We start from the raw sequence: 19,494 nt of genomic DNA on the forward strand, positions 1-19,494 counted from the left end.
CGCAAGGCAGGTAGACGCCCTGGCTCAGCGCCTGCGCGCATGGGCCACGCCCGCGCGCAGGCAGTGCCGTCGTGCACGCAGCGTGCCGAAGAACAAGGGCGGGGCCGCTGCGTCGGGCAGCGTGTCCGCCCACCTCAGCCCATGCGGCAGCCGGCGCCGCTGTCGGCCAGCGCCTTGGCGGCCACGCCGATCACCTTGTTTTCCTTGTTCTCCACGCGGCGCAGGTAGATGTCCTGCACGGGGTTGTGCGACTTGCTCATCGTCCACTTGCCGCGCGGGCTGTCGATGGTGGCGCTTTCCATCGCCTTGATGACGGCGGGCTTGGCAGACAGGTCGCCCTTCACGGCATTGGCGCCCTGCACCAGCAGCAGGCCGGTGTCGTAGCCCTGCACGGCATACACGTCGGGCTGGCTGCGGAAGGCCTTGGCGTATTCCAGTCGGAACTGCTTGTTGCGCGGCGTGTCCAGCGAATCGCTGTAGTGCATGGTGGTGATGATGCCGTCGGCCGCGGGGCCCGCCGCATCGAGCACGCCTTCGGTGAGGAAGCCCGAGCCGTACAGCGGGATCTTGTCCTTGAGGCCTGCGGCCGCGTAGTCCTTGATGAACTTGGCCGCGCCGCCGCCCGCGAAGAAGCAGGCCACTGCGTCCGGCTTGAGCGCGGCGATCTCGGTCAGCAGCGCCTGGAACTCCACGTTGGGGAAGGGCAGGCCCAGTTCCTTCACGATGGTGCCGCCGGCGGCGGTGTAGCTTTGCTTGAAGCCCTCGAAGGCTTCGTCGCCGGCTGCGTACTTCCAGGTGATCCACACGGCCTTCTTGTGGCCCTTTTCGACCATGGCCTTGCCCAGCGCCAGCGTGGGCTGCGAGTTGCTGAACGAAGTGCGGAACACGTTGGGTGCGCACAGGGCGCGGGTGGCGGCGTGCACGCCCGCGTTGGGAATCAGGTTGAGCACGCCGGTGTCGCGCGCCACCTTCTGGATGCCCATCTGCACGCCCGAGTGCACGGTGCCGATCAGCACATCCACCTTGTCGCGCTGCACCAGCTTGCTGGCGTTTTCCACGCCCTTGCTGGGCTCGGACTCGTCGTCCACCTTGAACCATTCGATCTCGCGGCCGCCGAGCTTGCCGCCTTGCTGGTCGATGGCCAGGCGCACGCCGTTTTCGATGGCCACACCCAACTGCGCGAAGGTGCCGGTGTACGGCAGCATGAAGCCGACCCGCACCTTGCCGCTTTGCGCCCGGACGATGGAGGGCAGCAGCAGGCCGGTGGATGCAGCGCCCACGAGGGCGGCGCTGCGGCTGATGACGAGTCGGCGGGTGGTCATGGGGTGGGTCTCCTTTGTTTAGGCTTAAAGCAATTTAACCCAAGGCCTCCCCGCAGAAAACTATGGCTTACCCGTACCGGTGGCGCAGATCGTGGCTGGTGGGCCTTCGGGCTGGTGGGCGGTGTTCACCAAGCGCGCCGCCGCTTGCGTTGGCGGAGCCCCTGCGCGTGCGCTGTGCTGCGCAGCGGAGCACAATGCGGGTCCGCTTTTTCATGGCTGCTGCAGGGCTCCGCGGCCCGCAGAGCCAGCTGCTGTCCTGTGTTGCGACGAGAGGGTGTCGCTGCCCGTCTCAGACTGTTCCATGTCCTCTTCCGAGTCCCGTTCCGCTTCTTCTTCCGCTGCCAAGCCCCAGCCCGTTGCCATCACGTCCCGCGCCCGCATCGGGCGCTGGCTGCGCAACTTCTGGCCCGCGCCGCTTGGCATCGACGGCGCGAGCGGCTGCGCTTCATCGTGGGTGCCGTGATGGGGGTCTTCATCACCGCGTTGCTGAGCCGATGGTGGGCGCAGGGCGTTGGCATCGCGCACGGGCCCTGGATGATTGCGTCGCTGGGTGCCAGCGCCATCCTGGTATTCGGCATGCCCTCGAGCCCGCTGGCGCAGCCCTGGCCGGTGCTGGGCGGCAGCACGCTATCGGCCGTGGTCGGCGGGGTGTGCTCCATGCTGGTGCCCGATCCTGCGCTGGCTGGCGCGCTGGCGGTGGGCCTGGCCGTGGCGCTCATGGTGCCGCTGCGCTGCCTGCACCCGCCGGGCGGCGCCATGGCGCTGTATGTGGTGCTGACGGCGGGCGACGGCGTGCACCTGGCGATGTTCCCGATCCTGTTCAACGTGGTCGTGCTGCTGGTGGCGGGCGTGGTCTACAACAGCCTGACCGGGCGCAGCTATCCGCACCCCCAGCGCACGCCCGTGCGCGCCAGCGTGGCGCCTGGTGCGTTTACCGCAGGCGATGTGGATGCAGCGCTGGCGCACTACAACCAGGTGCTGGACGTGAGCCGTGCGGATCTGGAAGGGCTGCTCTACCTGGCGGGCCGGGCTGCGTTCCAGCGCACGCTGGGCGAGGTGCGCTGCGCGGACATCATGTCGAGGCCTCCCTTTGCCGTGGAGGCGGGCGTGTCGCTCAAGGACGCCTGGGCCTTGATGCGCACCCGGCAGATCAAGGCACTGCCCGTGGTGGATGACCAGCAGCTCGTGACCGGCATCGTCACCGTGGCGGACTTCATGCGCTTGGCCAACCTGGACGTCCACGAAGGCCTGGGCCGGCGCCTGCGTGCCCTGGTGATGGGGCGCGGCGAGCAGCCCGGCACGGTGGGCGAGATCATGTCGCACCCCGTGCAGGTGGCCCGCACGGACCAGCACGCCATGGACCTGGTGCCGCTGTTCTCGCACGGTGGCCATCACCACATTCCGATCGTGGACGCCGAAGAACGCCTCGTGGGCGTGATCACGCAGACGGACCTGGTGCGGACGCTGGCCATCGTAGTGCAGGGGCGCGACGGCTCAGAGGGGCAGGGCGGCCCGTCGGACAGCGGTGAGCGGCCCGCTGCCGCGCTCGCTACGGCACCTGTGCCGGGTGCTGCAGCCCCCACCGCCGCGCCATAGGCAAAAACAGGGTTCCGCGGTACAATTGACAGGCTTTGCACAGCGCTTTGCCTGTCCATTGACGCCGTCTCCCCCGGCTTTCTGCCTGATCTGCGCCCTGGGTGCAGCGACTCCCACCGCCCGCAATGCACCGTGTGCCGAGTACAACCGGTCACGCCGTAGCTGCCATGGTGGATGCACAAGTAGTCAGGCGCCGATCACAGAATATTTGTTTGAAGAGATAGAACATGGCCAAAGAAGAACTCATTGAAATGCAAGGCTCCGTCACGGAAGTCCTGCCCGACTCGCGCTTTCGCGTCACGCTGGAAAACGGCCATCAACTGATCGCCTACACCGGCGGCAAGATGCGCAAGCACCACATCCGCATCCTGGCGGGTGACAAGGTGTCGCTGGAAATGTCGCCCTACGACCTGAGCAAGGGCCGCATCACTTTCCGCCACCTGGCAGGCCGCGGCCCGGGCCCTGGCGGCAATCGATAACCTGGTGTTCGCGTGCGGTGTGTTGAAAATTTCAAAAAAACCGCAACGAACCCAAAACAGCTGAAATTCCGTTATAGAATACGAGCTGTCGGAGCGTAGCGCAGCCTGGTAGCGCATCTGCTTTGGGAGCAGAGGGTCGCGAGTTCGAATCCCGCCGCTCCGACCAATGTTTGAAGGCCTTGCAGCACATGCTGCAAGGCCTTTTTGCTTTGTGGACCCACTTTTCTGCAGCCGGGTGACAAGCTCGATTCGGCTCGAAAGGAGTGCGTGTGCAGCACGGCAGAATATCAAGTGCACCGCCGCACCAAGGCACCATTCGCACCACCGCATACTGTCTTGTGCCTTCAGGGCTGCTACAGGGCCCTTGATGGCGTTGTGCTGACCCACCTCGAACACGATGACCCCACTTCCTGTGCCTTCGTCTCCGTCTCCCTTTGTCTTTGCGCCGCGGCCCGCCCGTTACGACACGGTGGATGCGCTGCGCGGCCTGGCAATGGTGTGGATGACGGTGTTCCACTTCTGCTTCGACCTGAGCCATCTGGGCTTCTGGCCGCAGAACTTCCGCGTGGACCCGTTCTGGACCTCGCAGCGCACGGTCATCGTGAGCCTCTTTCTCTTTTGCGCAGGCCTGGGGCAGGCCATCGCATTGCAGCAGGGGCAGGGGTGGGCGCGCTTTGGGCGGCGATGGGCGCAGATCGCGGGCTGTGCCTTGTTGGTCACCGTGGGCTCGGTGGTGATGTTTCCGCAGAGCTTCATCTACTTCGGTGTGCTGCACGGCATGGCCGTCATGCTGCTGGTGGCGCGGCTCACAGCGGGCTGGGGTCGCTGGCTGTGGCTGGCGGGGTTGCTGGCCCTGGCGCTGCCGCCGCTGGCCCATCATCTGCTCACCGGCGCCTGGGCCGACGCAGCGCCCTGGTTCAACAGCCGCTGGCTCAACTGGCTGGGCCTGGTGGGGCGCAAGCCATTCACCGAGGACTATGTGCCCGTGCTGCCCTGGCTGGGCGTGATGTGGTGGGGGCTTGCTACCGGCCAATGGCTGCTGGCCCGGCGCAGCGCCTGGTTGCAGTGGCGGCTACCGACGGCTTTGCGGCCCTTGGCCTGGCTGGGGCGGTGGAGTCTGAGCTACTACATGGTGCACCAGCCAGTGATGATCGGCGTGCTGATGGCGGTAGCCTGGTGGAGAGCCTAGCGGCCTGACGCCACATTCCTGCTCGTGCCGTGAGGCCTGGCGCAGAAGTCGCGGGACAGGGGCTTGTGGGAAGGCTTGGCGCGTTGGAGTCGCCTGGATCGACTTGGAACAGCACAAACGCGGGATTCCTGCATATCGAGATTCCCCGCATGATCTCTGGCTGCAGGCCGGGCGTGGCGCAGCCTGATGAAGTCTTTTCCCTCAAGGTAAGCACTGGTCCAACCACCCATAAAAAAACGCGGCCTGGGCCGCGTTGTTGGTGGCGGGCTCGGTAGGCCGAGCCGCCTGCGTCTGGTGTGCCCAGAAGCGCTTGTCGATTACTCGACCTTGGCCTTGGTGCGCAGGTCTTCCTGGAACTTGGCCAGCTTTTGCTGTTGCAGTTGCTGGGCCACCTGGGGCTTCACTTCTTCCAGCTTGGGCAACTCGGCCTGGCGCACGTCGTCCAGGCGGATGATGTGGTAGCCGAACTGGCTCTTCACGGGGGTGTCGGTCATCTTGCCCTTTTGGAGCTTGACCAGGGCTTCGCTGAACTCGCCCACGTAGCTCGATGGGTTGGCCCAGTCCAGATCACCACCCTTGGCACCGGAGCCTGGGTCCTTGGATTGCTTCTTGGCGATGTCTTCGAACTTGGCGCCCTTCTTGATGGAGGCGATGATCGCCTTGGCGTCCGATTCCTTCTCCACCAGGATGTGGCTGGCCTTGTATTCCTTGCCGCTGTTGGCTGCCGCGAACTTGTCGTACTCGGCCTGGATCTCGGCGTCGGTCACGGGGTTGTTCTTTTGGTAGTCGGCGAACAGTTCGCGGATCAGGATGGTCTGGCGTGCCAGTTCCATTTGCGACTTGTAGTCGGCGGAGCCTTCCAGGCCGCGCTTTTGCGCTTCCTGCATGAAGATTTCGCGGGTGATGACTTCTTCCTTGATCTGGCCTTCGATGTCTGGCGTCACGGGGCGACCGGAGCGTTCCACTTGCTGCTTGAGGGCTTCAACGCGCTCTTTCGGCACGGCCTTGCCGTTGACGATGGCCACGTTCTGGGCGGAAGCTGGCAGGGCCATGGTGCCCAGCACGGCAGCGGCCACGAGGCCGGACAGGAGCTGTTTCTTCATGCGGAATCCAAAAATTGAAAGGTTGTTTTTGTGCCAGCTGAAATCCGGCGTCTTAATAACTTGGGCCGGTTCAGAGAACTTCAATGGCAAGGGCGTGGACGCCTCGGTCAATAAATTCTTGCAGCGCATCATACACAAGGCGGTGCTTGGCAACCCGGGCCTTGCCTGTAAACAAAGGTGACGAAATGCGCACCCGAAAATGCGTGCCGAAGCCGGTGCCATTGGCCCCGGAATGCCCGGCGTGGGCGGCGCTTTCGTCCAGCACCTCCAGGGCGGTGGGCGTGAGCCGCTGGGCCAGGGTCTGGTGCATCTGCTGCGCTATGGAGATGGACGTGGTCATGTCGGCACCCCTCACGCCACGGGCTCGTCGTTCTTGAGGTGCGGGGCAATATAGAAGCCTTGGCACACCAGAAAGACCAGCGGAAAGGCATAGCCCCACAGCTTGAAGTCGACCCACGCTTCGGTACTGAAGTTGAGCACCACATAAGCGTTGACCGCCGACATGAACGCGCAGTAGATGATCCACGCCACATTCAGGCGGGCCCACACCGCGTCGGGCAACGCCAGCTGGGCGCCCAGCAGCATCTTGAGGAAGTTCTTCTTCAAGATCCACACGGCCACGGCCAGGGCGATGGCCATGGCGCCGTACAGCACCGTGGGCTTCCATTTGATGAAGCGGTCGTCCTGCAGCACCAGCGTGAGCGTGCCGAACAGCAGGATCAGCACCAGCGTCACCTTGTGCATGGTCTGCAGCCGGCGCTCCATCGCGTAGATCAGGCCCATCTGCACGACGGTGGCGGCCATCAGGACGGCGGTGCCCACATAGATGCCGTAGAACTTGTAGGCCCCGAAGAACAGCAGGATGGGGAAGAAGTCGATCAGAATTTTCATGGAATCAGCGGAGGGTCTCGGCGGTCAGCCTTTGTCGGTTTCGAAGTCCAGCGAGGCCGAGTTCATGCAGTAGCGCAGGCCGGTCGGTGCAGGGCCGTCTTCGAACACGTGGCCCAGGTGGGCCCCGCATTGTGCACACACCGTCTCGGTGCGCACCATGCCGTGGCTGCGGTCGACGATGTCGGTGATCGCGCCCGGGATGGCTTCGGAGAAGCTGGGCCAGCCGCAGCCCGCGTCGAACTTGGTCACCGAATCGAACAACTTGGCGCCACAGCAGATGCAGTGGTAGCTGCCGTCGGCCCAGTGGGCCTCGTACTTGCCGGTGTACGGGCGTTCGGTGGCGGCATGGCGGGTGACCTGGAAGGCCACGGGCTCGGCGCCCTTGTCACGCAGTACGGCTTGCCATTCGGCGTCGGTTTTTTGCACGGGGTGGGTCATGATGAACAGCTGATCTCGATGGAAGACGCCCAGTCGGGCGGAAAGGCTGCGTAGGCGTCGTGCCCGGGGTGCTCGTCGAAGGGGCGCTCCAGCAGCCGCTGAAGGGTTTGGACTTCGCTGAAGTCGCCAAGTTTCGCTGCGCGGATGGCTTGTTCGCCCAAATGGTTGCGCAGCACGAATTTGGGGTTGGTTTTGAGCATCGAATCGGCCGCTACCGCTTGATCATCCAGCGCAAGTAGCTCTGAATATGATAGCAACCATGCGTCGAACGCCTCGCGGTCCGCAAACAGGTCGCGCACGGGCTCGAAATCGCTGCTGCCCACCGCGTGCGAGAGCCTGCGCCAGAAGATGGGGTAATCCACGCCGTTTTTGGCGAGCAGCTGCAGGATGCCGTCGATGAGTGCGCCGTCCTGCTCGCGTGCCGTGGGCAAGCCCAGCTTGGCCCGCATGCGGGCCATGAACTCTTCGGGGAACACCGTCTTGTACGACTCCAGCGCCTGCTTGGCCAGCTCTTCGTCGCCGATGAGCGGCAGCAGGGCCTGGGCCAGGCAGAACATGTTCCAGTACGCCACGTTGGGCTGGCGGTTGTAGGCGTAGCGGCCTTGCGTGTCGCTGTGGTTGCACACATGGCCCGGCACGAACGCGTCCAGAAACTGAAACGGCCCGTAGTCGATGGTCAGGCCCAGGATGCTCATGTTGTCGGTGTTCATCACGCCATGGCAAAACCCCACGGCCTGCCACTGCGCCATCAGGCGCGCGGTGCGCTCGCTCACGGCCTGCAGCAGTGCTGCATAGGCGTTGCCACCGAATTCGGCAGTGCCGCGGCATGCGGGGTAGTAGCGGTCGATGACGTAGTCGGCCAGCGTCTGCAGCTGGGGCTCGAGCCCGTTGGCTGCAAAGTGCTCGAAGTGGCCAAAGCGCACGAAGCTGGGTGCCACGCGGGTGACCACCGCGGCGGTCTCGACCTCTTCGCGCCGCACGGGGCCGGGCGATCCGGTGATGCACAGCGCGCGCGAAGTCGGCACGCCCAGGCCGTGCATGGCCTCGCTGCACAGAAATTCGCGGATGCTGGATCGCAGCACGGCGCGGCCGTCGCCCCCCCGCGAATAGGGCGTACGGCCGGCGCCCTTGAGCTGCACCTCGTGGCCGCTGGCCGTCTCGCCCAGCAAGATGGCGCGGCCATCGCCCAATTGCCCGGCCCAGACGCCGAACTGGTGGCCGCTATAGACGCTGGCAAGAGGGCGCGAGCCCGCCAGCAGCGCATTGCCGGTGAACGCCTGCAGCGCCTCGTCGGTGTGCAGCACCGCAGGGTCCAGGCCGATCAGACGCGCCACGTCGGCGCTGGTGCCCACCCAGTGGGGCGCGGGCAGCGGAGTAGGGCGCAGCTCGGTGTAGAAGTCGGGGCCCAGGGCGGCAAAACCATGGTTCCAGGCCAGGCCGATGTCGGCAAGGGTTTCGCTGTCGGCGCGCTGATTCATCGCCCGATTGTCTCGCACCGTCGATGCCCCCGAGCCGACAGGGCCATGGGCCACGACACACAGGCCCCTGGCTTGCTCTGCCTTGGCCATCCCCCTTGTCAGGACGCGGCTTCGGGCTCGGGCTGCAGCACCTGCGCGCGGTACTGGCCGGGCGGCATGCCGAACCAGCGCTTGCAGGCGCGAAACAGGTTGCTCTGGTCCGCAAAGCCCAGCAGGTCGGAGATCTCGCCCAGGGTGCGCCGCGCATCGCTCAGGTGCTGGCGCGCCAGCTCGCAGCGTGTGTCGTCCAGCAGCTGCTGGTAGCTCACGGATTCGGCCTGCAGACGCCGCTGCAGCGTGCGGTCGGTCAGGTGCAGTCGCGCAGCGATGTCTTCGCGCCGCGGCTCGCCCAGGTGCAGCACGCGCGCAATCTCGGTGCGCACCTTGGTACTGGCCAGCGTCTGGCCGAGCTGGTCCAGCTCCGACTCCACCATGCGCTCGTGCAGCGCCCACAGGCTGGGGTTGTGAGTGGGTATGGGCGCCAGCAGATCGGCGTCTGACAGCAGGAACCGGTTGGCCCCCTGCCCGAACTGCGGCAACAGGCCGAACGCCGTACGGTAGCGGGCATCGTCCTGCGGCAGCGGCGTGGTCAACTGCACCGCCAGCGGCACCATATCGCGCCGGGTCAGCCAGCCGCACAGCATGAACAAGGTCAGCACCGCGAACTCGATGCGCTGGCGCGGGATGGGCCGGGTGGCGCCTATGTGGCTGATCGCCAGCCAGTAGCCCTGGCCGCGCGGGTCGCGCTGCATCTCGAAGGTGGTGGCGTCCGATATCAGCGCCATCTGCCGCTGCAGGTGCTCAAACCCCACCATCAGGTTGGGCCCGGAGGCCAGCGCATAGCCCACCAGGTCCACATTGCCGTAGCGCGCCGCCAGGTCCCGCTCCAGGCCCAGGCCGGGCTGGCCGTACCGCGCCGCGGCGGCCTCCCACAGGCGGCTTACGCGGTCCACATCCACGCGGGTCTGCTGCTGCAGCAGGGCGGGCAGGTCGATGCCCGCTTCAGTGCACAGGTCTGCGGCAGGCAGGCCTTCGGCTGCAAACATGTCCGCAATGCCGCGAACCCACGCGGCGGAGCTGGTGCGCGGTGTCATGGCCGGGCTGCCGGGTCAGGGTTAACGCGAGGGTGGTGTTCTGAAGTCACTGTTTTGGCACGGTTGCGATAGTGGGCCGATGGCGATGCGTTCACACAATCGTCGCTGAGGTTTGGCCCTGCCGCAAGTGTGACGCTTCAGAGAGGCCCGACCCATTCCTGAAAACCCCCAAGGAGACAAGACATGGCTGATTTTCAACGCCGCGTGCGCTTTGGCGCCGCCGTGCTGGCAGCATTGATGGGTACGGCCTGCGGCGGCTCCAGTGGCACGCCACCCGAGCTGCGCGAGACCCGCTACGGCGCGGTGCGCGGCACCGACGACAGCGCCACCACCGGCACCTACGCCTGGAAGGGCCTGCCGTTTGCCAAGCCCCCCGTGGGCGACCTGCGCTGGCAACCGCCCGCAGAGCCCGCAGCCTGGACGGGCGAGCGCGATGCCACGCGGTTTGGCAGCGCCTGCCTGCAGATGGGGCGCCTGTACGGCCCCGGCGCCAACAACCGCTTTGACGACACCATCGGCCAGACCCTGGGCACCCCCGTGGGCAACGAAGACTGCCTGACCCTGAACATCTGGCGCCCGGCCAACGGAGACAACAACCTGCCCGTGCTGCTGTTCCTGCACGGCGGCAGCGGCATATCGGGCTACACGGCCGACCCGGTGTACGACGGCGCGGCGCTGGCGCGCAAGGCCAACGCGGTGGTCGTCACGGCCAACTACCGGCTCGATGTGATGGGCTTCTTTCAGCTGCCCGCGCTGCACACCGGCAGCCAGGCGTACAGCGGCAACTACGCGCTGCTGGACAACATCCAGGCGCTGCGCTTCATCCAGGACAACATCGGCCGCTTTGGCGGCAACGCGGGCAACGTCACGCTGATGGGGCAGTCGGCGGGTGCCACCAATGTGCTGGCCCTGCTGACCGCACCGGCAGCCGCAGGTTTGTTCCACAAGGCACTGCCGGTCAGCGCCGGCATCTCGCTGCCCACCAACCTGCCCGCAGGCACCATCCCCACGCTCAACCCGGCCAGCAAATACGCGGCGCAGGCGGGGGCATTGCTGGCGGCCCTGGCAGTGGCCGACGGGCTGGCGCCCGACGCGGCAGCGGCGGCTGTGCTGGTGTCCGGCTGGACGCCCGCGCACACCGCCAGCTACCTGCGCGGCAAGGACGGCCGCGTGGTGCTGCAGACCGTGCTCAAAGGCGGCCTTACGGGCTCGGGTCCCATCCCGGATGGCGTGGTGATTCCGGTCGACCCGATCGCCGCCATCGGGGCAGGGCGCTACCACAAGGTGCCGGTGCTGTCGGGTTACACGCTGGACGAGGCCAAGCTCTTCGCGCCCTTCCTCGCACTGCTGGGCGGCAAGCCCGGCATGAAGATCAGCGACGCCGAGCGCTTTGCGATGACGCAAAGCTTCAACCCCGATGCGCCCACCGCGCTCACCGCGGCCGACGTCATCGACGCGTCGTACCTGCCCGTCACCGCGCCGGTCACCGGCTACAACGCCCGCATGAAGCTGCTGGGCGCCGCTTTCATCGACCCGAGCCGCGACAACCTGCTCAACACGCTGCGCACCCACCAGGCCGACGTCTGGAGCTACCAGTTCAACTGGGCCCAGCAGCCCGCGCCCTGGAACGATGTGTACGGCGCAGCCCACGGCTTCGATCTGCCGTTCGTGTTCGGCAACTTCGGCCCTTCGCTGCTGGCCAAGGCCGCCAACAGCACCGCCAACCAGCCGGGACGCCTGGCCCTGTCGGGCGTGATGATGGACGGCGTGCGTGCCTTCGTGCACACCGGCAACCCCAACCACGCCGGCCTGGGGCAGGAGTGGCAGGCCTGGCCGCGCAGGTTCATCTTCGACGCGGACCAGAAGGCTGCGCGCCTCAGCGTTCAGTAAGCGTGTTCAGTCAGCCTGCCCGGTGATGTCCAAGCCCATGTCCGTTCAGGATGCCACGGTGGCGGCAAGGTATGCACTCAGTGCGTCGTCATCCACGATGGCCACCTTGCCGAAGTCCAGAGACACGATGCCCAGCCCTTCCAGCGTTTGCAGCACGCGGTTCACCGTCTGGCGCGACAGGCCGACCAACTGGCCCAGCTCGTCCTGCGTGAGGTTGAGCCGGCGCGTGCTGCGCCAGAACAGCCGGCTCAGGTACAGCGTCACGCGGTGCTCGGTGGACTGCGTGCGGCCCGCCTCGATGATGGTCATGGCCTGGCCCAGGCGCATGTTCAGGTGCAGCACCAGGAACTGGTTGAAGCCCAGGTGCGTCTCGCGCAGCGCGTTGAACAGCGGCAGCGGCAGGCACAGCAAGGTGGTGGGCCGCAGTGCGACCACGTTGTACTTGCGCGGCTCGGGCTTCATGGCCGAGCCTTCGCCGAACCACTCGCCGTCGGGCACGCCGATGAACGCCGACGAGCGGCCCTTGCTGGCCGGGCTTTGCAGCATCACCAGGCCAGACAGCACGGCGTACCAGCCCTGCACGGCGCTGCCGGCGGGCATCATCACCGCGCCCTTGTCGCCCTGGATGGAGAACACCTCGGCCCGCAGCCGCTCCTGCAGGGCTGCGGGCACGCTGGCGAACCAGGGCTGGGCTTCGATGAAACGCTGGGCGGTGGGCGCAAAGCAGAGCATGCGCCGCATTGTCCCGGGTTCAGAAGCCATGCAGGGTATTCCCTGTGCGTTTGTCAACGGGGCGACAGGTGTTGGCAAGCCCGCGCCTGCGGCGCACACTGCCCTTGCCCCGATGGAATGCGCGCCGCGGACTGCGGGTTTTCACCACCAGCGTGACACGTCCGAAGGCCCGCACCGCGCTACGATGATCTTTCCATTCACCACCACATCCAAGGAGCCCCCATGCTGGGTCTGATGCAGAGCCAACCGCTCTTGATTTCGTCGCTGATCGAGTTCGCCGAGCGCCACCATGGCGACGCTGAAATCGTCTCGCGCCGGGTCGAGGGCGACATCCACCGCTACACGTACCGAGACCTCGGGGCGCGTGCGCGCCGCCTGGCCCATGCGCTGGATGCCCTGAAGCTGCAGTTCAGCGACCGCGTGGCCACGCTGGCCTGGAACGGCTACCGCCACATGGAGATGTACTTCGGCGTCTCCGGCTCGGGCCGCGTGCTGCACACCGTCAACCCGCGCCTGCACCCCGACCAGATCGCCTGGATCGTCAACCACGCCGAAGACCAGGTGCTGTGCTTTGACCTGACCTTCCTGCCCCTGGTGCAGGCCGTGCACGCCAAGTGCCCCACGGTGAAGAAGTGGGTAGCGCTGTGCGATGCGGACAAGCTGCCGGCAGACTCCGGCGTGCCGGGACTGGCCAGCTACGAAGAGTGGATCGGCGCCTATGCGCCCGACTACGCCTGGCCCGAGTTCGACGAGAACTCCGCGTCCAGCATGTGCTACACGAGCGGCACCACGGGCAACCCCAAGGCCGCGCTGTACAGCCACCGCTCCACCACGCTGCACGCCTACGCCGCGGCGCTGCCCGACGTGATGTGCCTGTCGGCACGCGACTCGGTGCTGCCGGTGGTGCCCATGTTCCACGTCAACGCCTGGGGCATTCCGTACTCGGCCGCGCTCACGGGCTGCAAGCTGGTGTTCCCGGGCCCGGCCATGGACGGCAAGTCCATCTACGAACTCATCGAAGCCGAGAAGGTGACCTACGCCGCGGGCGTGCCCACCGTGTGGCAGATGATGCTCGGCCACATGAAGCCCGCGGGCCTCAAGTTCTCCACGCTGCGCCGCACCGTCATCGGCGGCTCGGCCTGCCCGCCCGCCATGATCCATGCGTTCAAGGAAGACTACGGTGTGGAGGTGCTGCACGCCTGGGGCATGACCGAGATGAGCCCGCTGGGCACGCTGTGCACCCTGAAGAACAAGCACCTGGCGCTGTCCAAGGACGAGCAGATGAAGGTCCTGCAAAAGCAGGGCCGCGCGATCTACGGCGTGGACATGAAGATCGTGGGCGGCGACGGGGCGGAACTGCCGTGGGACGGCAAGACCTACGGCGACCTGCTGGTCAAGGGCCCGTGGATCGTGGACAGCTACTTCAAGGGCGAGGGCGGCAACCCGCTCGTCAAGGACGCGCAGGGCCGCGGCTGGTTCCCCACGGGCGACGTGGCCACCATCGACGCCGACGGCTTCATGCAGATCACCGACCGCAGCAAGGACGTGATCAAGTCCGGCGGCGAGTGGATCAGCTCCATCGACATCGAGAACATCGCGATGGCGCACCCTTCAATTGCCATGGCTGCCTGCGTGGGCATGCCGCACCCCAAGTGGGACGAGCGCCCCATCGTCGCGGTGGTCAAGAGGCCCGGCACCGAGGTCACCCGCGAAGAGCTGCTCGCCTTCTACGAGGGCAAGACCGCCAAGTGGCAGATCCCCGATGACGTCGTGTTCGTCGATGCCATTCCGCTGGGCGCCACCGGCAAGATGCTCAAGACCAGATTGCGCGAGCAATTGAAGGATTACAAGCTTCCGGGCCTGTGATGAAGACGGGCCCGGCGCTCGGGGGAGCGCGGGGCCAGTCGCGTGTGCGACGCTGGTAGGGGCAATCCCTGAGCATCGCTTTGTTGCAACGCGGTACGCTGCGTTTTATATATTTACAAGGAGACAAGACCATGAAGTTCGCTATTAAGGCTGTAGCAGCCTCGGTAATCCTGGCAAGTGCTGGCGGGGCGTTCGCTCAAAAGGGCGAGACCGTCAAGATCGCCTGGCTCGACCCGCTTTCCGGCCTGATGGCGGCCGTGGGAACCAACCAGCTCAAGAGCTTCCAGTTCATCGCTGAAGAGTTCAACAAGAAGAACGCCGCAGGGGTCAAGTACGAGATCATCGGCATCGACAACAAGCTCAGCCCGCAAGAGACCACCAGCGCGCTGCGCTCGGCCATGGACCAGGGCGCACGGTACGTGGTGCAGGGCAACGGCTCCGGCCCGGCCCTGGCCATCATGGACGCGCTGGAAAAGCACAACGCCCGCAACCCCGGCAAGGAAGTCCTCTTCCTGAACTACGCTGCGGTGGACCCAGACCTGACCAACAGCAAGTGCAGCTACTGGCACTTCCGCCTGGACGCGGACACCTCCATGAAGATGGAAGCCCTGACCACGTACATGAAGGACATGCCCGAGGTCAAGAAGGTCTATCTGATCAACCAGAACTACGCGCACGGCCACCAGGTCGCCAAGTACGCCAAGGAAATGATGGGCCGCAAGCGTCCTGACGTGCAGTTCGTCGGCGACGACCTGCACCCCCTGGCCCAGGTGCGCGACTTCGCGCCCTACATCGCCAAGATCAAGCAGTCGGGCGCCGACAGCGTGATCACCGGCAACTGGGGCTCGGACCTGGCGCTGCTCATCAAGGCTGCCAACGATGCGGGCCTGAACAACGTCAACTTCTACACGTACTACGGTTCCGTCACCGGCAGCCCCACTGCGATGGGTTCGGCCGCCGCAGGCCGCGTGTACATGGTGGCCTACGCCCACATGAACCTGCCCGGCGAGATCAACAAGATCGTGGTGGACTACAAGAAGAAGTTCAACGACGACATGTACACCGGTGCGGTCTACCACGCCTTCACCATGCTGTCCGAAGGCTTTGCCAAGGCCAAGTCCACCGACCCCGTCAAGGTGGCCGCGGTGTTCGAAGGCATGAAGTTCAAGAGCTTCAACGGCGAGGTCGAGATGCGCAAGACGGACCACCAGCTGCAGCAGGGCCTGTTCATCTCCAAGTGGGAGAAGGCCGGCGGCAAGTACCCGCTCGATTCGGAGAACACGGGCTACACCTTCGTGCCCGTGAAGTACTACGAGCCCTATGTGGCCAGCACGCCCTCCTCGTGCCAGATGAAGCGTCCGTAAACCCTGCGCAATCGCTTCGAGGCCCGAGCCACTCGGGCCTCTTTTTTTACCCCTGCAGTGAAAAATTCCAATGAATACTGAGTTTTTCGTGATCTCGCTGCTGAACGGCGTGAGCTACGGGCTCCTGCTGTTCATGCTCAGTTCGGGCCTCACGCTGATCTTCAGCATGATGGGTGTGCTCAACTTTGCGCACACCAGCTTCTACATGCTGGGAGCCTATTTCGCGTTCACCATCTCCGGACTGGTGGGCTTCTGGCCGGCGCTCGTGATTGCGCCGCTGGTGGTGTTTGCACTGGGTGCCGCGTTCGAGCGCTATTGCCTGCGCCGCGTGCACAAGTTCGGCCACGTGCCGGAGCTGCTCGTCACGTTCGGGCTCTCGTACCTCATTCTGGAAGTGGTGCAGCTCGTGTGGGGCCGCTCGACGGTGCCCTACGGCCTGCCCACGCAACTGCAGGGCCCCCTGTTTTCGCTGTACGGCACGCAGTTCCCCAAGTCGCGCTCGTTCGTGATGCTGGTCGCGCTGCTGATGCTGGTGTCGGTGTGGCTGCTGCTCACCCGCACGCGCATCGGCCTGGTGATCCAGGCGGCGCTCAAGTACCCGCACATGGTGGAGGCGCTGGGCCACAACGTGCCGCGCGTGTTCATGCTCGTGTTCGGCGGCGGCGCGGCCCTGGCGGGCCTGGCCGGGGTGATCGGCGGCAACACCTACGTTACCGAGCCCGCCATGGCGGCGTCGGTGGGCTCCATCATCTTCGTGGTGGTGGTGGTGGGCGGCATGGGCTCGCTGGCGGGGGCCTTCCTCGCGTCGCTGCTTATCGGGCTGGTGCAGACCTTTGCCGTGGCGCTCGACTACTCGCTCATCCATGTGTTCAAGGCGGTGGGCGTGGCCGTCACCGACCAGACCTTCGGCTACCCGCTGCTCAAGCTCACCATCTCGCAGGTGGCGCCCATCCTGCCGTACCTGTTCCTCGTGCTGATCCTGATCTTCAGGCCCAAGGGTCTGCTGGGTACCCGGGAGGACTGAAGCCATGAATTCCAATTCGACACCTACCACCACTGGCTCCCGCGCCAGCTCCTACTACCGGTTCAAGCCCTGGAACGTGGGCCGATTCGTCATCTGGACGCTGTTCGCAGCCATGCTCATCGTCGCGCCGATGCTGTTTCGCAGCAGCCTGGCGCTGACGATGCTGTCGCAGATCGGCTACCTGATCATCATCTGCCTGTCGTACAACATCCTGCTGGGGCAGGGCGGCATGCTGAGTTTCGGGCATGCGGTCTACACCGGGCTGGGCTCGTTCATCGCCATCCACGCGATGAACATGGCCACCAAGGGCACGGTCAACATTCCGCTGGTACTGATCCCGCTGGTGGGCGGCCTGGCCGGCGCGTTCTTCGCCATCATCCTGGGCTTCGTCACCACCAAGAAGTCGGGCACCACGTTCGCCATGATCACGCTCGGTATCGGCGAGCTGGTGGCGTCCATGGCGCTGATGTTCCCCGAGTTCTTCGGCGGCGAAGGCGGCATCACCACCGACCGCACGTACGGCAAGGCCTTCTTCGGCCTGAACTTCGGCTCGGGCATGCAGGTGTACTACCTGATCGCGGCCTACTGCTTCGTGTGCACCGCGGCGATGTTCGCCTTCACCGGCACGCCGCTCGGCCGCATCCTGAATGCGGTGCGCGACAACCCCGAGCGCGTGGAGTTCATCGGCTACAACACGCAGCGCGTGCGCTACTTCGCGTTCATCATTGCGGGCTTTTTTGCAGGCATCGGCGGGGGCCTGGCCACCATCAACTTCGAGATCATCACCGGCGCCGACAGCCTGAGCGTGATCCGCTCGGGCGGCTACCTGCTGTTCACCTTCCTGGGCGGGGCCACGTTCTTCTTCGGGCCCATCATCGGTGCGGTGTTGCTGGTGCTGGCCTCGGTGCTGCTGTCCGAGCTGTCCAAGGCCTGGCTGCTGTACCTGGGCCTCGTGTTCCTGTTCATGGTGATGTATGCGCCCGGCGGCATCGCCAGCCTGATCATGATGAATTTGCGCCTGGCCAAATACGGCAAGCTGCGCCAGCTGGGCACTTCGTACCTGGCGCTGGCCGGCACCGCGCTGGTGGGCGTGCTGGGGGCGGCCTGCATGATCGAGATGACCTACCACCTGCAACTGAACGCCGCACTCGGGCCGGAGCTGACCTTCCTGGGCGCCACGCTCAACGCCAAGGGCTTTGCCAGCTGGTTCGGCGCCATCTTCGTGATGGTCACGGGCTTCGGGCTGTTCGAGCTGTGCCGTCGCCAGTTCCTGCGCCAGTGGGGCACGATCCAGGAAGAAATCGAACACCACATCAAGCGTACGGAGGCGCTGTGAACATGGCCGCTGACAACGCAACCCCTGCCTACGCCCTGGAACTGCGCGACCTGCGCAAGAGCTTTGGCAAGACCGAAATCATCCGTGGCGCCAACCTGGTCGTGGCTCCTGGCGAGCGCGTGGCCATCATCGGCCCCAACGGCGCTGGCAAGTCCACGCTGTTCAACCTGATCAGCGGGCGCTTTGCGCCCACCAGCGGCGACGTGATCCTGAACGGCCAGCGCATCAACGGCCTGGCGCCGTACGAGATCAACCGCAAGGGCCTGTCGCGCAGCTTTCAGATCACCAACATCTTCCCCAAGCTGAGCGTGTTCGAGAACCTGCGCTGCGGCGTGCTGTGGAGCATGGGCTACAAGTACACCTTCCTGCGCTTTTTGTCGAACCTGCACGACGCCAACCAGCGCGCCAAAGAGCTCATGGAGATGATCAAGCTCGACAAGAAGCGCGACACCCTGGCCATGAACCTCACCTACGCCGAGCAGCGTGCGCTGGAGATCGGCATCACCATCGCCGGCGGCGCCAACGTGATCCTGCTGGACGAGCCCACCGCCGGCATGAGCAAGAGCGAGACCACGCGCTTCATCCACCTCATCAAGGAAGTGACCGAAGGCCGCACCCTGCTGACCGTCGAGCATGACATGGGCGTGGTGTTCGGCCTGGCCGACAAGATCGCGGTGGTGGTCTATGGCGAGGTGATCGCCTTCGACACCCCCGACAAGGTGCGCGCCAATGCGCGCGTGCAAGAGGCCTACCTGGGCTCCGTCGTGGCCGATGAGCAAGGCGCGGGACACTGACTGACTATGCTGAAAATTGACAACCTCCACGCCTACTACGGCAAGAGCCATGTGCTGCATGGTGTGAGCTTCGACGTCCAGCCCGGCGAGATCGTGGCGCTGCTCGGGCGCAACGGCTCGGGCCGATCCACCACCGCCAAGGCCATCATGGGCCTGGTGGACTGGGAGGGCACGCTCGAATGGAAGGGCCAGGCCCTGAACGGCAAGAAGGCCTACGAGATCGCCCACCTGGGCCTGGGCTACGTGCCCGAGAGCCGCGACGTGTTTCCCAACCTCACCGTGCACCAGAACCTGCTGCTGGGCCAAAAGGGCAACGGCAAGGGCAGCCGCTGGTCGTTCGACGACATGTACGAAATGTTCCCGCGCCTCAAGGAGCGCCAGCACACCGAGGCGGGCGTGATGTCCGGCGGCGAGCAGCAGATGCTCACGCTGTGCCGCACGCTGATGGGCGACCCCGACCTGATCATCATCGACGAGCCCACCGAGGGCCTGGCGCCCAAGATCGTCGAGCTGGTGGGGCAGTATCTGCAAACCCTGAAGGCGCGCGGCATCTCGGTGCTGCTGATCGAGCAGAAGCTGACGATCGCGATGAAGATCTCGGACCGGGCGCTGGTGATGGGGCACGGGTCCATCGTGTTCCAGGGCACGCCGGATAGCTTGCGGGCCGACAACTACATTCGCAAGGAGTGGCTGGAGGTTTAGCAGAGCGATCCCCCTGAGGCGCTGCGCGCCCCGGTGCAGCCGCCAGAGACGGCAGCCCTTCGTGCCGTCCAATCCTGCGCAGGCAGGCTTGGAGCCGCGGCACTCAGCCCCTTCTCTCGAATCGCTGCGCGATTCGGGAAGGGGGACGCAGCCCTCG

The 19,494-nt window shown here is 65.5% G+C and carries 19 protein-coding genes and 1 tRNA gene; 12 read left to right on the forward strand and 8 right to left on the reverse strand.

Annotation, left to right across the window (positions count from 1 at the left end; translation table 11 throughout):
• Positions 1-134 precede the first annotated feature (134 nt).
• Positions 135-1,322: an ABC transporter substrate-binding protein gene (locus tag ASF16_RS08750; RefSeq protein WP_056165384.1), complete on the reverse strand. Its 1,188-nt coding sequence runs from the start codon at positions 1,320-1,322 to the stop codon at positions 135-137.
• A 301-nt stretch (positions 1,323-1,623) separates the two neighbouring features.
• Here ASF16_RS08750 and ASF16_RS27120 point away from each other — a divergent pair, with 301 nt between their 5' ends.
• The 5 genes from ASF16_RS27120 to ASF16_RS08775 all read left to right on the forward strand — a co-directional run bounded on the left by ASF16_RS27120 (position 1,624) and on the right by ASF16_RS08775 (position 4,586).
• On the forward strand, positions 1,624-1,785 hold the full coding sequence (locus ASF16_RS27120) for a hypothetical protein (protein ID WP_156372004.1): 162 nt from the start codon (positions 1,624-1,626) through the stop codon (positions 1,783-1,785).
• Positions 1,785-2,918 carry an HPP family protein gene (locus ASF16_RS08760; RefSeq protein ID WP_156372005.1) on the forward strand — a complete coding sequence of 378 codons (1,134 nt, stop codon included), beginning with the start codon at positions 1,785-1,787 and terminating at the stop codon, positions 2,916-2,918. Before ASF16_RS27120 ends, ASF16_RS08760 begins: the two co-directional genes overlap by 1 nt.
• 227 nt (positions 2,919-3,145) lie before the next feature.
• Complete coding sequence (infA, locus tag ASF16_RS08765) at positions 3,146-3,397, forward strand: translation initiation factor IF-1 (protein WP_056165388.1); 252 nt, start codon at positions 3,146-3,148, stop codon at positions 3,395-3,397.
• An 89-nt stretch (positions 3,398-3,486) separates the two neighbouring features.
• Positions 3,487-3,563, forward strand: a tRNA-Pro gene (locus tag ASF16_RS08770).
• Between the two features lie 231 nt (positions 3,564-3,794).
• A complete protein-coding gene (locus ASF16_RS08775) occupies positions 3,795-4,586 on the forward strand; it encodes a heparan-alpha-glucosaminide N-acetyltransferase (RefSeq protein ID WP_056165391.1) in 792 nt (263 codons plus the stop codon).
• Positions 4,587-4,903: 317 nt separating this feature from the next.
• Here ASF16_RS08775 and ASF16_RS08780 read toward each other — a convergent pair whose 3' ends face one another.
• From ASF16_RS08780 to ASF16_RS08805, 6 genes are all read right to left on the reverse strand, one after another.
• On the reverse strand, positions 4,904-5,689 hold the full coding sequence (locus ASF16_RS08780; protein WP_056165394.1) for a peptidylprolyl isomerase: 786 nt from the start codon (positions 5,687-5,689) through the stop codon (positions 4,904-4,906).
• Between the two features lie 70 nt (positions 5,690-5,759).
• Complete coding sequence (locus tag ASF16_RS08785; protein ID WP_056166423.1) at positions 5,760-6,029, reverse strand: BolA family transcriptional regulator; 270 nt, start codon at positions 6,027-6,029, stop codon at positions 5,760-5,762.
• Positions 6,030-6,040: 11 nt separating this feature from the next.
• Positions 6,041-6,580, reverse strand: coding sequence for a septation protein A (locus ASF16_RS08790; protein WP_056165396.1), 540 nt, complete (start codon positions 6,578-6,580; stop codon positions 6,041-6,043).
• Positions 6,581-6,604: 24 nt separating this feature from the next.
• Positions 6,605-7,018 carry a peptide-methionine (R)-S-oxide reductase MsrB gene (gene msrB, locus ASF16_RS08795; RefSeq protein ID WP_056165398.1) on the reverse strand — a complete coding sequence of 138 codons (414 nt, stop codon included), beginning with the start codon at positions 7,016-7,018 and terminating at the stop codon, positions 6,605-6,607.
• Entirely contained in the window at positions 7,015-8,496 is a 1,482-nt protein-coding gene (locus tag ASF16_RS08800; protein ID WP_056165400.1) for a YdiU family protein, read from the reverse strand. Before ASF16_RS08800 ends, msrB begins: the two co-directional genes overlap by 4 nt.
• A 98-nt stretch (positions 8,497-8,594) precedes the next feature.
• A complete protein-coding gene (locus ASF16_RS08805) occupies positions 8,595-9,629 on the reverse strand; it encodes an AraC family transcriptional regulator (protein ID WP_056165402.1) in 1,035 nt (344 codons plus the stop codon).
• Between the two features lie 183 nt (positions 9,630-9,812).
• Between ASF16_RS08805 and ASF16_RS08810 the strand changes: the two genes are divergently transcribed.
• Entirely contained in the window at positions 9,813-11,519 is a 1,707-nt protein-coding gene (locus ASF16_RS08810; protein WP_056165404.1) for a carboxylesterase/lipase family protein, read from the forward strand.
• A gap of 45 nt (positions 11,520-11,564) precedes the next feature.
• Here ASF16_RS08810 and ASF16_RS08815 read toward each other — a convergent pair whose 3' ends face one another.
• Positions 11,565-12,251 carry a Crp/Fnr family transcriptional regulator gene (locus tag ASF16_RS08815; RefSeq protein ID WP_056166426.1) on the reverse strand — a complete coding sequence of 229 codons (687 nt, stop codon included), beginning with the start codon at positions 12,249-12,251 and terminating at the stop codon, positions 11,565-11,567.
• Between the two features lie 222 nt (positions 12,252-12,473).
• On the opposite strand from ASF16_RS08815, the gene ASF16_RS08820 reads away from it, so the two are divergent.
• The 6 genes from ASF16_RS08820 to ASF16_RS08845 all read left to right on the forward strand — a co-directional run bounded on the left by ASF16_RS08820 (position 12,474) and on the right by ASF16_RS08845 (position 19,337).
• Positions 12,474-14,117 carry a 3-(methylthio)propionyl-CoA ligase gene (locus ASF16_RS08820; RefSeq protein WP_056165407.1) on the forward strand — a complete coding sequence of 548 codons (1,644 nt, stop codon included), beginning with the start codon at positions 12,474-12,476 and terminating at the stop codon, positions 14,115-14,117.
• Between the two features lie 131 nt (positions 14,118-14,248).
• Entirely contained in the window at positions 14,249-15,481 is a 1,233-nt protein-coding gene (locus ASF16_RS08825; RefSeq protein ID WP_056165409.1) for a branched-chain amino acid ABC transporter substrate-binding protein, read from the forward strand.
• A gap of 70 nt (positions 15,482-15,551) precedes the next feature.
• The gene (locus tag ASF16_RS08830) at positions 15,552-16,505 is read left to right on the forward strand and encodes a branched-chain amino acid ABC transporter permease (RefSeq protein WP_056165411.1); all 954 of its coding nucleotides are present in this window, start codon (positions 15,552-15,554) and stop codon (positions 16,503-16,505) included.
• A gap of 4 nt (positions 16,506-16,509) precedes the next feature.
• A complete protein-coding gene (locus tag ASF16_RS08835) occupies positions 16,510-17,841 on the forward strand; it encodes a branched-chain amino acid ABC transporter permease (protein ID WP_056165412.1) in 1,332 nt (443 codons plus the stop codon).
• A gap of 2 nt (positions 17,842-17,843) precedes the next feature.
• Positions 17,844-18,635, forward strand: a complete 792-nt coding sequence (locus ASF16_RS08840) for an ABC transporter ATP-binding protein (RefSeq protein WP_056165414.1) — start codon at positions 17,844-17,846, stop codon at positions 18,633-18,635.
• A 6-nt stretch (positions 18,636-18,641) separates the two neighbouring features.
• Positions 18,642-19,337: an ABC transporter ATP-binding protein gene (locus tag ASF16_RS08845; protein ID WP_056165416.1), complete on the forward strand. Its 696-nt coding sequence runs from the start codon at positions 18,642-18,644 to the stop codon at positions 19,335-19,337.
• The last annotated feature ends 157 nt before the right edge of the window (positions 19,338-19,494 follow it).

Origin of the sequence: Acidovorax sp. Leaf78 (assembly GCF_001422735.1) — a bacterium.
In the GTDB taxonomy this organism is placed as follows: domain Bacteria; phylum Pseudomonadota; class Gammaproteobacteria; order Burkholderiales; family Burkholderiaceae_C; genus Acidovorax.